This window comes from Leptospira semungkisensis, assembly GCF_004770055.1.
GTDB classification, from domain to species: Bacteria; Spirochaetota; Leptospiria; order Leptospirales; family Leptospiraceae; genus Leptospira_B; species Leptospira_B semungkisensis.
The window spans coordinates 144,673-157,106 of the sequence record NZ_RQEP01000012.1; the positions used below are offsets into that span (position 1 = coordinate 144,673).

Here is a 12,434-nt window from a genome sequence, read left to right on the forward strand (position 1 = left end):
TACTTGAATTAGCGTTTCCAGCTGAAATCTTTGTGCAATGGCGTCCCGAAAAGACTTTATGGAAACCCTTTATAGGGAATCCAGCGGGAGAATCTTTGACTTCCTGTACAAATACACTGGGAATCCAGAGATCGCCTCTGACCTAATGCAGGATACGTTTCTTAATTTTTTTAAGAAGTATTCGGATTCCGACCTGAACAAGGAACAAGCCCTTAAGCTATTATATACCATCGCGAGAAATCGATCCATCAATCACGCAAAGAAGTTTTCTACCGTGAAGGAATCCGGTTCGGACGATATGGGGCATTACAAGGAAGAAGGTCAAAGTTTTGTTCGCAAGGCAGAACTTTCCGATCTAGAAACCAGATTAATGGAATGTCTGGGTGATTTGGAAGAAGGAGAAAGATACGCTTTAGTATTAAAGAATATAGAGAATTACACGTTAGCTGATATTGCTGAAGTGATGGATATTTCCGTTGCAACTGCTTCCAGGCTTGTCGTCAAGGCGACGGCAAAGCTGTTAGAGATAGCGAAAAGCAAACAGATCTTACCGATGTAATCTGGACGAAGAGAAGGCTTAAGGGGAAAATGGAAGATAATTTCGAAGAAAAAATCAGGAAGGCACTCGAGGGAGAAAAGAACGAATATAGTTCTTCTATCGACGCATTGTCGAACCTGCTTTCGAAATCTTGGGCTAGTCCGCCTCAGGATCTTTCATTCGATCAGATTTACGAAAAATCCAAGGCATCTAAGGTAATTCAATTCAAGCGACCTCTGGCTTATGCACTTTCGGCCGCTGCTGCAATCTTATTAGGAGCTATCGGGCTCTTTATATTACAAAATCCTAAATCTTCTTCTACGCCTTCCGATCAATTTACGATCTCCGTCATGAAGATTATCGGAAAAGGTTATCTTTCTTCGATCGATTCCGAAAAACAATTGGCCCTGAATGAAGGCGAGGCTGTAGGACGAGGCCAGACTTTAAGAACGGAAGCCGGATCAAAGCTTTTTCTCTCTGTTTCAAAAGGAGAAGGAATGGTCTTGGAAGAAGGGACTGAACTCGAGATCCTAAGGGATTCTAAGCAATCTTTCCGTCTGAAAGCTGGAACTGTGCTGGTCCATCTCCATAAAAATCTGAAGAAGGAAGACTTCCGAATCTATACTTCTTCCGGATTGGTAGAAGTGCGGGGAACCAAGTTCGAGATCCGAGAGACGAAAGCAGAAGGCACGGTCGTTTCCGTTCTTGAGGGAAGAGTTGCCGCAATCAATACCAACGAATCCGATCGAGGGGAGCAGGTATTGGAGCCTGGGCAAAAGATCCGTTTAGAATCGAAAGGGTTTCAGCGTTCCTTCCTCTCTGCCGTGGAACAAAAAGGCCTGAATCAGAAATTTACCGAACTTAAAGTAGATGAGATCCCAAGAAATACCGAGAAATCTTTTTCAAATAAAGAAGACCTTTTTAAAGAATATCAGAGAATAGAAAGAGTAGTGCTCTCGAATGGTGAGACCCTTGAAGGGGTGATCGTGGATATGGACGAAAGTTTTATGTATTTGCAGACCCTCAAAAACGAAATAAAGATACCAAGGGATTCCGTGAACGAGGTGATTCAACTTCGATAAAAGAGAAATATTTTTGACATGTGGGGAATTTTCGAGAAATTCTACCTAAGAAGGTTCATCTCTATATGTCTGAAGAAACCGTAAACCCATCTGCAAAAACCCCCAGATACAAAAGGCACCTTGCGAATTATCTGATCGATAAGGATTTCCAGTTAAGATTCTTCTTAAACTTTTCCTTATTATTCATCTTCGGACTACTGTTGACTCTCGGCTTTTTATTCTGGATCCATTCCACAAAATATGATAAAGGCGTAGTGTTCCGTCTTCGTCAAGACACCGTAAAGTTTTATCAAAAAGGTTTCGAGGTCGTTAACGGAGAAGAAAAGGAAAAATACGTAGAGAAGGAATATGCACTTCCCGACTACGATCATGGTCTGGATCTGTTTACTATCCAGTTTCGAGGGATTATTCTTTTCTCTACACTCTACTTGTTCTTATCTGCGGCGTTCGTCTTGGTCTACTCGCATAAAATGGCGGGTCCAATCTATAACATAAAGAAGAATCTAAGGCTACTCTTAGACGGAAAGGATGTGGATAAGATTCGGATCCGGAGTGGGGATGAATTTCAGGATCTCGCTGACTTATTGAATGAGCTCATAGATAAAAAAATTCATCATCATAAATGAAGAAAGCTCTCGGGTTTTTGTTCTTAGCTCTCTAAATTTTGCCATTAAGATCCATTAGAATATTCTAAATTTGAAAAGTATTTTATTATCTCTCTATAAATTCACTATAGGTAATCTTCTCCTTGAATCGGAACGAATATGAAAAACGTATTGGTTCCGACGACAAAGCATCACTTATATCATTCTGATTCCCGCAAGATGAAGGAATTATCCGACGAGAGCGTGGATCTCGTTTTGACATCTCCTCCTTATCCAATGGTGGAAATGTGGGATGATCTTTTCAAGAGCTGGGATAAAAACACAAAAAAGTTTTTATCTAAAAACCAAGGCAATGAAGCATTCGAAAGTATGCATTTGCAATTGGATCGGGTCTGGTCTGAGTGCTATCGAGTTTTAAAGCAGGGAGGAATTCTCCTCGTCAATATTGGTGATGCAACTAGAAGTATCGGCGGCGAATTTTCCCTTTTTTCGAATCATTCTCGAATTCTCCAAGCTTGCCGGAGTTTGGGCTTCACTTCTCTACCTGATATTTTATGGAGAAAACAAACGAATTCTCCTACTAAATTCATGGGTTCTGGAATGTTCCCGGTTGGTGCGTACGTTACTTACGAACATGAATATATACTCATCTTCCGAAAAGGGGCCCTAAGAAAATACTCCAAGCAAGAAGTTGAAATCCGAAGAAATAGCGCCTTCTTCTGGGAAGAGAGAAATAAGTGGTTTTCCGATGTTTGGGAGCTGAAAGGGGAGAGGCAGATTTTTAAGGATGTAGGAGCTTCGCGGGAAAGGACGGCTGCTTTCCCTTTGGAATTCGCATACCGCCTGGTAAATATGTTTTCTATCAAAGGGGACACTGTTTTGGATCCGTTTTTGGGGACCGGAACTACTTCTTTGGCCGCACTTTTGAGTTCTCGAAATAGTGCAGGATATGATCTCGATTCTGGGATACTATCGATTGCGAGGAAGAAGCTGCTGAGTGCTGCTGGGATTTCGTCGAAGTTACTACAAATTCGGGTTCAAAGTCATCGCGAGTTTGTCTCCGAACGGGAGTTAATTGGGAAGAAGTTAGCTCACGTGAATAAATATTTCGATTTTCCGGTAGTGACATCCCAGGAGAAGCAATTGAGCTTCGAGATAGTAGAAGAAATTAACGAAGATAAAGACTCTTCTATCCTGGCAAATTATAGTCCGTTCTGATCTTCAATTTCAGTGAAATGGCTCTATTTTATTTGTTGTCAACATTATATTTCCTGAAATGATTCCGAGCGAAGAATGAATCGTGAAATATAAAAGGGAGTTTATTGATGAATCTGAGGCTTACTTTAACGATATCTGCATTTCTGCTCTCTTTGGGTGTTAATATACATTCTGTATATGCGGCCGATGAAGTTGCAATTGTTCTATTTGTGGTTGGTGAGGCGTCCGGACTTCAAGACGGCAAAAAGTTAAGTCTTAAAAAGAACGTTGTTTTAAAAAAGCAAGATGAAATAGAAACGAAAGAAGGGAAGGTGGATTTGCAAATTGGCCCCTCCGTAGTAGTTCGTATTTCTCCTTTTACAAAGGTTCGTCTTGCTGAACTTAGCTCTGATAATAAGGAAAATAAATCGAAGGTTGCTCTCGTTTCGGGAAAAATCTTTGCGAGAGTTGATAAAGGTGCTAAAAAAGAAGACTTCGCAGTTACTTCCCCATCGTATAACGCAGGTGTTCGCGGAACTCAGTTTGCTATAAGTGAAGAAACGGAATCTCAAAAGCAAAGCAACCCGGAACATGAAGATTCAGATGTTCCTAATGGCATCTTTGTGAAGGAAGGCGAAGTCGGAGTTACTACGGGATCTGGACAAAATTTCCCTCTGAAAGGAAATGAAGAGGCCGTTTTATCTTCCCAAGGACTTCTAAAGCAGCCTTTAGAGGAATTCATGCGGGAGAAGATGAAGATTCTCGATGGCTTTAAGCGCATCAGCGAAGAAAATTACAAATTGCTGAGAGATCAAAGACTGCAAAATCAAGAATTGTTACATCATACTAAAACTACCGAATAGAGTAACGCGGAAGATTTGTAGTATCTTCGACACATAAATTTATACGATTTTTTTCGCGCACTTTATCAGAGCGGAAACAGTACTTCTTATGAGTACATCCGTTGTTTTTCAAAAAGATTCGCTTGAGAAGAAGGATAAGATTCCTAGATATTTATATCCTTCTACAGCCCTGATCCCATTAGATTTATGGCGCCAGATCCCGGCAGTATATAAGAAGAATTTCTCTTACTATTTAGGCATTCTGCGGGGAAGATATCACCATCTTCTTTACACCCATGAATATTTGGGTAAGTCATCTTTGCGAACTACCTTTCAAGAAAAAGGCCAAAGCCTAATTCGGCATAGCTACCGGCCTATTGAAGAGCATTACCAAGAGTTAAGGAATATTGCAATTGGTCACGGGGTTTCGGTTAACCTTCTTATAGCGCTCATGATATTTTGGGATTCTTGCAAATCTATTCGAAAGCTTTTGAGGCAATTTTGGAAAGGACGTAAGCCCCCTGAATTGGAGATTTTACATGTTTCCAGGGTGCTGGACATAGCAACTCAAGAAGTCCGGGTTCTTTCTCTCCATTGCCCGACTAAATTCTACCTTTCGAGAGGATCTACTCGTTGGGTTTAGGTCATTTTTTAGCTTAGAGGACATAATTGTATATATTTTGTAGGATATTTTGCTTGAAGAAATCAAGATATCTTGATATGCTGAAGAAAACTTAGTATGAGCATTCGAGATGTTTCGAACGGCAGGGAATCCCTCGAAGTATTCGAGCCTTTTATGGGGAAGGCAGGAGCTTCTGCGGAAGCTATTGCTTTGGCTCCTTCGAGCAAAGGCAAGGACATACTACTTGCAATAAAAGCATTATCTGATGAAACAAGAGTTCGCATTCTTCGTATCTTATCTATTGCGCCTTTGAATGTTCAAGAAGTGACTGAAGTTTTGCGAATGGGCCAGTCTCGCATTTCGAGACACCTGAAAATTCTGACCGATGCGGGCTTCTTAATTTCGCAAAGAGAAGGCTCTTGGGTTTATTATAGACCAAAGGATATTGAAAAGGCAGACGACTTTTCTTCACATCTTCATGCTTTACTACTTACGTTTGAAAATAATCTTCCCTATTCCGAGCACGATTTAGCAAAGACAAAGGGGCTTCTGAAACAGAGGGATTTGAAGACATCCAAGTATTTTGATGATGTAGCTCAAAATTGGGAAACGATTCAAAGCGATGTTTTGGATCCGATTTTGTATAGGAATAAGATCCTAGAATTGTTGCCTGAACACTCTGGTAGGATCTTTGACCTTGGCTGTGGGCCAGGCGGACTTATCCCTTACTTATTAACAAAAGGCCAAGAAGTGTTGGGAATTGATTCTTCTGCTAAGATGATTAAGAAGGCAGAGAGTTTATTTTTGAATAACCCTCAAGTTCGTTTTTTGGAATCTGAAATCGAATCTTTACCAGTCGAGCTAGCAAATCAGGCGGATTCTGTAGTATCTTCGATGGTCCTTCACCATCTCTCTAATCCTGCTCGAGCAATGAAAGAAGTTCATTCCGTATTAAAAGAAGACGGAACATTCATTATCGTTGATCTTAAAAAACATAATCAAGAAATCATGCGGGATAATTTTGCAGACTTGTGGCTTGGTTTTGAACCCGAGCTCTTAACGGATTGGCTGGAACATACAGGTTTTCAGGTCCAATCGATAGAAGAAGTCGAATCACAGAAATACTTCAAAGTATTAATTATAAAAGCTAAGAAAAGAGGAGGACTTTAATGTCCGCGACAGTTCAAGAGAAAGGTTTAAAATATAAAGTTAAGGATATCTCCCTCGCAGATTGGGGCCGCGAGGAAATCATTCTTGCTGAGAAAGAGATGCCGGGTCTGATGGCTCTTCGTAAAGAATACAAGGGCAAACAACCGCTTAAAGGTGCTCGGATCGCTGGTTCCCTTCACATGACAATCCAAACTGCAGTGTTGATTGAAACTCTTACTGAGTTAGGAGCTGAAGTTCGCTGGTCATCCTGCAATATCTTCTCCACTCAAGATCATGCTGCAGCTGCAATTGCAAAAACTGGTGTTCCTGTATTTGCATGGAAAGGTGAAACAGAAGAAGAATATTGGTGGTGTGTAGAGCAAACGCTCTTCTTCGACGGTGAGAAAGGCCCGAATATGATCCTTGATGATGGCGGAGACCTTACAATGTACGTTCATGAGAAGTTTCCTCAACTTTTGAACGAGATCAAAGGGGTTTCTGAAGAAACTACCACAGGCGTAAAAGGTTTGGAAAAGCTTCTTAAGAAGGGCGGACTAAAAATTCCGGCAATTAACGTAAACGATTCCGTCACTAAATCTAAATTTGACAACCTCTACGGATGCCGTGAGTCCTTGGCAGACGGTATCAAGCGCGCTACTGACGTTATGCTTGCTGGAAAAGTCGCTTTAGTTTGCGGTTACGGTGATGTTGGTAAGGGTTCCGCAGCTTCCCTCAGGAATTTCGGTGCTCGCGTAATCGTAACCGAGATCGATCCAATCTGCGCTCTTCAGGCTGTTATGGAAGGATACCAAGTTCTAAGAGTGGAAGATGTGATCGAGTTTGTTGATCTTGTAGTAACTTCGACAGGAAACGACGACATCATCACCCTAGAACACATGAAAGCGATGAAAGACGGATCAATCCTCTGCAATATCGGGCACTTTGACACTGAAATCCAGATGTCTAGACTGAATTCAGAATCTGGCGTAGTTAAGAAGGAAATCAAACCTCAGGTAGATAAGTACACCTTTGCGAACGGAAGATCTATTATCGTTCTCGCAGAAGGCCGTCTTGTAAACCTTGGTTGCGCTACTGGTCACCCTTCTTTCGTAATGTCTTGCTCATTCACGAACCAAGTTCTGGCTCAAATCGAGCTTTGGAACAACAAGTACGAGATTGGTGTTTATAGACTTCCTAAAAAACTGGATGAGAAGGTTGCGGCCTTACATTTAGAGCAATTAGGAGTTCGTTTAACAACATTGAACGCGAAACAAGCCGATTATATCGGAGTTCCGGTCGATGGTCCATACAAACCAGAGCATTATCGTTACTGATCTGCTTTTAAAGTAAGGCACAAAAGTCGTGGCATATGTGGTAACCCCGCCCTGTATAGGATGTAAGATTACCTATTGTGCCGCGGCTTGTCCGGTCGAAGCGTTTCGGGAAGGGGAGAACTACCTCTTGATCGATCCGGATATATGCATTCATTGTAATGATTGTTTACGTGAATGTCCCGTGAACGCGATTTTTCCGGAGGATGAAGTTCCAGTAGTTTGGAAAGAATGGATCGGAATTAACGCTAGAGAATCGAAGAAATTACCGATTATTCGAGATCTGAAGACTCCTCTTTTAGATAAACAGTGCAATATTAGAGAATTATGAAAAACAAATTTCCCACATATACGAATCCTAAGGCCCAAGAACTTCTTAAGCTACTAGAAGAAAGAATACTAGTGCTGGATGGTGCAATGGGAACGATGATCCAGCAATACGGTTTAACGGAATCGGATTTTAGAGATGAAAGACTGAAAGATCACCCTTCTGCATTGAAAGGGAATAATGATCTATTAGTGATTACTAAACCTGAGGTAATCGAAGAGATCCATTTCAAATTCCTGGAGGCAGGAGCAAATATTCTGGAAACGAATACATTCAGCTCCAATAGCATTTCCCAGGCAGATTATCATGCTCAGGCTTATGTGGACGAGATCAATCGCAAGGCTGTTCGAGTCGCTCGCTCTGCAATGGATAGATTTGCGAAGAAGAATCCGGATCATCCTCTCTTCCTCGCGGGTTCGATCGGGCCGACTACTAAGACCGCTTCTCTTTCGCCTGATGTAAATAATCCGGCCTTTAGAGCTGTAACTTTCGATGAACTAGTCGAGTCATTCTACGAGCAAGTAAGAGCTCTTGTGGAGGAAGGAGTCGATATTCTTCTGACTGAAACAAATATCGATACTTTAAATCTCAAGGCTATCATTGTTGCGATTGAAAATGTATTTCATGATTTGCAGGTAAGAATTCCCGTCTCAATTTCTGTTACTATCACAGACGCATCCGGTAGAACTCTATCCGGACAAACGATTGAGGCCTTCTATAATTCCATCTATCATGCGAACCCTTTATCTGTAGGGATAAACTGTGCGTTAGGCGCAGGCGAAATGAGACCGTATATAGAAGAGTTATCCAGGATATCGAATTGTTATATAAGTTGTTATCCTAATGCAGGCCTACCGAATGCTTTCGGCGGATATGATCAGACTCCTGAAGAATTCGGAAACTACTTGGATGATTTTTCCAACCAAGGCTGGTTGAATATTGCAGGCGGTTGTTGTGGAACTACTCCCGCTCATATTTCTGCGGGAGCAAAAGCAGTTCAGAATAAGAAGCCGAGAGAAATTCCCGCCATTATAGAAAAAACCAAGTTATCTGGTTTAGAACCTTTGAATATAGATGAGAATACGGGATTTATTCTTATCGGTGAGAGAACGAACGTAACAGGATCTCCTAAATTTAAGAAACTGATCCTTGAAGGAAATTTTGAAGAAGCAATTTCGGTCGCGCTGCAGCAAGTGGATGCCGGAGCCAATGTGATTGATCTCAATTTCGATGAGGCTCTCTTGGATGGAGAAGCGTCTATGAGACATTTCTTAAATCTAATCGCCGTTGAGCCGGATATAGCTAAAGTCCCTTTCATGATCGACAGTTCCAAATGGTCTGTTTTGGAAACCGGATTAAAATGCATTCAAGGAAAACCGATCGTTAACTCTATCTCTTTGAAAGAAGGTGAAGAGAAATTTTTAGCGCAAGCTCGTTTGGTCAAAATGTATGGTGCTGCGGTCATCGTAATGGCGTTCGATGAGCAAGGACAAGCTGCGACCAAGGACGATAAGGTCCGTATTTGTGTTCGCGCTTACAATCTATTAGTGGAGAAAGCGAATTTCTCTCCTTTTGATATTATTTTCGATCCGAACATCTTAACTGTTGGGACAGGGATCGAAGAGCATAATAACTATGCAGTCGATTTTATAGAAGCGATCAAAGAAATAAAACTTAAATGTCCTGGTGCGAAAATCAGCGGTGGTCTAAGTAATATTTCTTTTTCCTTCAGAGGGAATAATCCAGTTCGAGAAGCGATGCACTCTGCTTTCTTATATCATGCGATCAGTGCCGGGATGGATATGGCGATCGTAAACGCTGGAATGCTTGCGGTATATGAAGAAGTTCCAAAAGACCTTTTGGAAAGAGTAGAAGATGTGCTCTTAAATCGCAGGTCGGATGCAACCGAAAGATTGATCGAATTTGCCGAGTCCGTTAAGTCCGGTGGCAAGGTTGAAAAGAAAGAAGAAGCTTGGAGAGAAGGAACAGTTGAACAGCGACTGGAATATGCTCTCGTAAAAGGAATTGTAGAATACATCGATCAAGATACGGAAGAAGCTCGATTGAAATACGATCAGCCTTTGAACGTGATCGAGGGCCCTCTTATGGATGGAATGAGAGTGGTCGGAGACTTGTTCGGTTCCGGAAAAATGTTCCTTCCTCAGGTAGTAAAGAGCGCTAGGGTAATGAAGAAATCCGTAGCGTATCTTCTTCCTTATATGGAAGAAGAAAATCGCAAACGTACTCAAAGTTCTGCAAAACAGAAATTCTTGATCGCGACTGTAAAAGGGGATGTTCACGATATCGGCAAGAATATCGTGGGAGTGGTCCTTGCTTGTAACAACTACGAGGTTATCGATCTAGGGGTTATGGTCCCTTGTGAGAAGATCTTAGAGGAAGCAAAGCTACAGAATGTTGATATCGTCGGTCTTTCCGGATTAATCACTCCTTCATTGGATGAAATGGTCCATGTTGCGTCCGAAATGAAAAGAATGGGCTTTAATATTCCTCTTCTGATCGGCGGAGCGACTACAAGTTCTGCGCATACTGCCGTTAAGATCTCCGAAAAATATGATCAGCCAGTAGTTCACGTTATTGATGCTTCTCGCGTTGTGAATGTGGTCGGTAGACTCTTAAATCCTTCATTAAAAGAAGATTATATAAAGCAGATCAAAGAAGATCAGAAAACTCAGAGAGAAATCTATTTCAATACTAGAAGCGATCGTAAATTGGTCTCTATAGAAGATGCCAGAGAAAATCGCTATGTGACAGATTGGAATGTTACCAAGGTTTCCACGCCGAATTTTGTAGGAGTAAGGGTCTTTGACGAAGAAATTTCGTTGGAAGAACTTCTTCCATACATCGATTGGTCTCCTTTCTTCCAAGCTTGGGAATTAAAAGGAAGATATCCTTCTATCCTAGAGAATGAAACTTATGGAAAGCAAGCGAGAGAGCTATTTAAAGATGCCCAAAAGTTATTGGAAGATATAATTCCAAATAAGAGGTATCGTACTAAGGGTGTAATTGGAATATTCCCCGCAAATAGCGTAGGCGATGATATCGAAGTCTATGAAGATGAGAATCGAAAAAAGGTAAAAACGGTTTTCCACACTCTTCGTCAGCAGATCAGCAAAGAAGATAAGCAAGAACCAAATTATTGCCTGGCAGACTATATAGCTCCGAAAGATAGCGGAATAGCCGACTATGTAGGTGGGTTTGCAGTTACTGCCGGCCACGGAGTAGAAGAGTTTGCTGCATTATTTGATGCTAAATTAGATGATTATAATTCCATAATGTCTAAAGCGCTCGGAGACAGGTTCGCTGAGGCGTTTGCGGAATATATGCATTTGAAAGTAAGGAAGGAAATCTGGGGTTATGTTCCGGATGAAAATCTTTCTGCCGAAGAATTGATCCGTGAAAAGTATCGCGGGATCCGTCCGGCTGCTGGTTATCCTGCGAGCCCAGATCATACTGAAAAAAGGACACTATTTGATCTATTGGATGCCGAACGTAATACCGGGATTACTCTTACTGAACACTTTGCGATGTGGCCGGCGAGTTCTGTCAGTGGGCTTTATTTTGCTCATCCAGAAGCGAAGTATTTTGCAGTGGCAAAAATCAATAAGGACCAGGTGGAAGATTACGCTAAAAGGAAAGGAATTTCCGTTTCGGAAGTGGAGCGTTGGCTGGCACCGAATTTAGCTTATGATCCCCAAGAGGCAGTTTCGAAAGTCTAACTAGAGATGAAATCTTTTGTCAAAGTTACTACAAATTCCGGGCATTTGGCTCATGCGGAATACACGCATGAGCTGGCGCCTGGCGGTGAATTTGCGTTCCACCCTTGGTTGGCCTCGAAAATCCGGGAGAAAGCTGGTAGACACGATATCTGGTTGAAGGTCCGGGAAATTAGCTGCGATGAAGTAAGCTGCCCAGTTACCGAAACCCAAATTGATGTGTTTGACCCAAGTTCAAATACATCTCTCTTCTTTTTGCGATTTGGTAGAAAGAAGGAGCAAATCAATAAGCTTGATCTTCAATTGGCCTTCGATCGAAAGAAGAATTTGTAGTATCTTCGACAACCTAGTCCAAAACAAACCCTGATAACAGCCTCTCAAAGTTTACCTTCTCCCGATCGAACTGATTTTCTAAAGTAAAGGTAGAGAATTGGATGGAGCCGAAGGTTCCACTGGTGATGAAGGTATAAAAAATCAATTTTAGGCCTTTCGTATGAGCTTTGTAGGTTACTATCTTGCCTATAACTCCATTGATCGAGCAATCTTCAATATTTAGGATCCTTGCTTCTGGATCGGATTTGCCTATACTTAGGATCAGGAGTTCCGGAAAGCTTTCGAGTGGAATTTCCGCTCCATCGTAGATAGCCATCGCGTTCGCGCTTTTGCTAGGATTAACAAAGTGAAATTCCGCGAATTCAGAATTGCTACTTACTAAGCTCCACTGGTCAGGGTTATATAAAATGGAATACTTCCCGAGCTTACTCTTCGCAATCGCGCCCATATCCTTGCTTTTAGCTAGATTTCGGACAGGTGCTCGTTTTTCTTTCGCGTCGGACTTTGCTTCCGCAGTGTATTGCCAAGTATGATCGTCTTTGAGTAGGACCTTCTTTCCCTCTTTGGTATAAACCGTTTCTTCTGAATGGAGGGATAAGGAGAAAAGCAGCAGGAGTAATAGAGAGGATTTCTTCATAGTTACGTTTTAGAATGTTCTGAAAACCTGAGACTT

The 12,434-nt window shown here is 41.7% G+C and carries 12 protein-coding genes; 11 read left to right on the plus strand and 1 reads right to left on the minus strand.

Annotated features, from left to right (window positions below):
* Window positions 1-37 precede the first annotated feature (37 nt).
* From EHO59_RS10270 to EHO59_RS10320, 11 genes are all read left to right on the plus strand, one after another.
* Window positions 38-559, plus strand: a complete 522-nt coding sequence (locus EHO59_RS10270; RefSeq protein ID WP_135587589.1) for an RNA polymerase sigma factor — start codon at window positions 38-40, stop codon at window positions 557-559.
* A 29-nt stretch (window positions 560-588) separates the two neighbouring features.
* The gene (locus EHO59_RS10275) at window positions 589-1,620 is read left to right on the plus strand and encodes a FecR domain-containing protein (RefSeq protein ID WP_135587591.1); all 1,032 of its coding nucleotides are present in this window, start codon (window positions 589-591) and stop codon (window positions 1,618-1,620) included.
* A 65-nt stretch (window positions 1,621-1,685) separates the two neighbouring features.
* On the plus strand, window positions 1,686-2,246 hold the full coding sequence (locus EHO59_RS10280; RefSeq protein WP_135587593.1) for a HAMP domain-containing protein: 561 nt from the start codon (window positions 1,686-1,688) through the stop codon (window positions 2,244-2,246).
* 138 nt (window positions 2,247-2,384) lie between these two features.
* The gene (locus EHO59_RS10285; protein ID WP_135587595.1) at window positions 2,385-3,443 is read left to right on the plus strand and encodes a DNA-methyltransferase; all 1,059 of its coding nucleotides are present in this window, start codon (window positions 2,385-2,387) and stop codon (window positions 3,441-3,443) included.
* A 107-nt stretch (window positions 3,444-3,550) separates the two neighbouring features.
* Window positions 3,551-4,285, plus strand: coding sequence for a FecR family protein (locus EHO59_RS10290; protein WP_135587597.1), 735 nt, complete (start codon window positions 3,551-3,553; stop codon window positions 4,283-4,285).
* Window positions 4,286-4,373: 88 nt separating this feature from the next.
* Window positions 4,374-4,907, plus strand: coding sequence for a DUF1564 family protein (locus tag EHO59_RS10295; RefSeq protein WP_135587599.1), 534 nt, complete (start codon window positions 4,374-4,376; stop codon window positions 4,905-4,907).
* A 153-nt stretch (window positions 4,908-5,060) separates the two neighbouring features.
* Window positions 5,061-6,056 (plus strand): ArsR/SmtB family transcription factor, encoded by a 996-nt coding sequence (locus EHO59_RS10300; protein ID WP_425460228.1) that lies wholly within the window; start codon window positions 5,061-5,063, stop codon window positions 6,054-6,056.
* Window positions 6,056-7,369, plus strand: a complete 1,314-nt coding sequence (gene ahcY / locus EHO59_RS10305) for an adenosylhomocysteinase (RefSeq protein WP_135587603.1) — start codon at window positions 6,056-6,058, stop codon at window positions 7,367-7,369. The genes EHO59_RS10300 and ahcY overlap by 1 nt, the downstream gene beginning before the upstream one ends.
* Before the next feature lie 28 nt (window positions 7,370-7,397).
* Window positions 7,398-7,697 carry a ferredoxin family protein gene (locus EHO59_RS10310; RefSeq protein WP_135587606.1) on the plus strand — a complete coding sequence of 100 codons (300 nt, stop codon included), beginning with the start codon at window positions 7,398-7,400 and terminating at the stop codon, window positions 7,695-7,697.
* Window positions 7,694-11,431: a methionine synthase gene (gene metH, locus EHO59_RS10315; protein ID WP_135587608.1), complete on the plus strand. Its 3,738-nt coding sequence runs from the start codon at window positions 7,694-7,696 to the stop codon at window positions 11,429-11,431. The genes EHO59_RS10310 and metH overlap by 4 nt, the downstream gene beginning before the upstream one ends.
* A 6-nt stretch (window positions 11,432-11,437) precedes the next feature.
* The gene (locus EHO59_RS10320; protein ID WP_135587610.1) at window positions 11,438-11,761 is read left to right on the plus strand and encodes a hypothetical protein; all 324 of its coding nucleotides are present in this window, start codon (window positions 11,438-11,440) and stop codon (window positions 11,759-11,761) included.
* Window positions 11,762-11,774: 13 nt separating this feature from the next.
* Here EHO59_RS10320 and EHO59_RS10325 read toward each other — a convergent pair whose 3' ends face one another.
* A complete protein-coding gene (locus tag EHO59_RS10325) occupies window positions 11,775-12,398 on the minus strand; it encodes a DUF3157 family protein (protein ID WP_135587612.1) in 624 nt (207 codons plus the stop codon).
* Between the last annotated feature and the right edge of the window lie 36 nt (window positions 12,399-12,434).

Excerpts from the sequence above, each read along its gene's own strand:
- EHO59_RS10280 (WP_135587593.1), top strand. The coding sequence starts at position 1,686 with ATGTCTGAAGAAACCGTAAACCCATCTGCAAAAACCCCCAGATACAAA.
- EHO59_RS10275 (WP_135587591.1), top strand. The coding sequence starts at position 589 with ATGGAAGATAATTTCGAAGAAAAAATCAGGAAGGCACTCGAGGGAGAA.
- EHO59_RS10300 (WP_425460228.1), top strand. The coding sequence starts at position 5,061 with ATGGGGAAGGCAGGAGCTTCTGCGGAAGCTATTGCTTTGGCTCCTTCG.
- EHO59_RS10285 (WP_135587595.1), top strand. The coding sequence starts at position 2,385 with ATGAAAAACGTATTGGTTCCGACGACAAAGCATCACTTATATCATTCT.
- EHO59_RS10320 (WP_135587610.1), top strand. The coding sequence starts at position 11,438 with ATGAAATCTTTTGTCAAAGTTACTACAAATTCCGGGCATTTGGCTCAT.
- EHO59_RS10290 (WP_135587597.1), top strand. The coding sequence starts at position 3,551 with ATGAATCTGAGGCTTACTTTAACGATATCTGCATTTCTGCTCTCTTTG.
- EHO59_RS10295 (WP_135587599.1), top strand. The coding sequence starts at position 4,374 with ATGAGTACATCCGTTGTTTTTCAAAAAGATTCGCTTGAGAAGAAGGAT.
- ahcY (WP_135587603.1), top strand. The coding sequence starts at position 6,056 with ATGTCCGCGACAGTTCAAGAGAAAGGTTTAAAATATAAAGTTAAGGAT.
- EHO59_RS10325 (WP_135587612.1), bottom strand. The coding sequence starts at position 12,398 with ATGAAGAAATCCTCTCTATTACTCCTGCTGCTTTTCTCCTTATCCCTC.
- EHO59_RS10270 (WP_135587589.1), top strand. The coding sequence starts at position 38 with ATGGCGTCCCGAAAAGACTTTATGGAAACCCTTTATAGGGAATCCAGC.
- metH (WP_135587608.1), top strand. The coding sequence starts at position 7,694 with ATGAAAAACAAATTTCCCACATATACGAATCCTAAGGCCCAAGAACTT.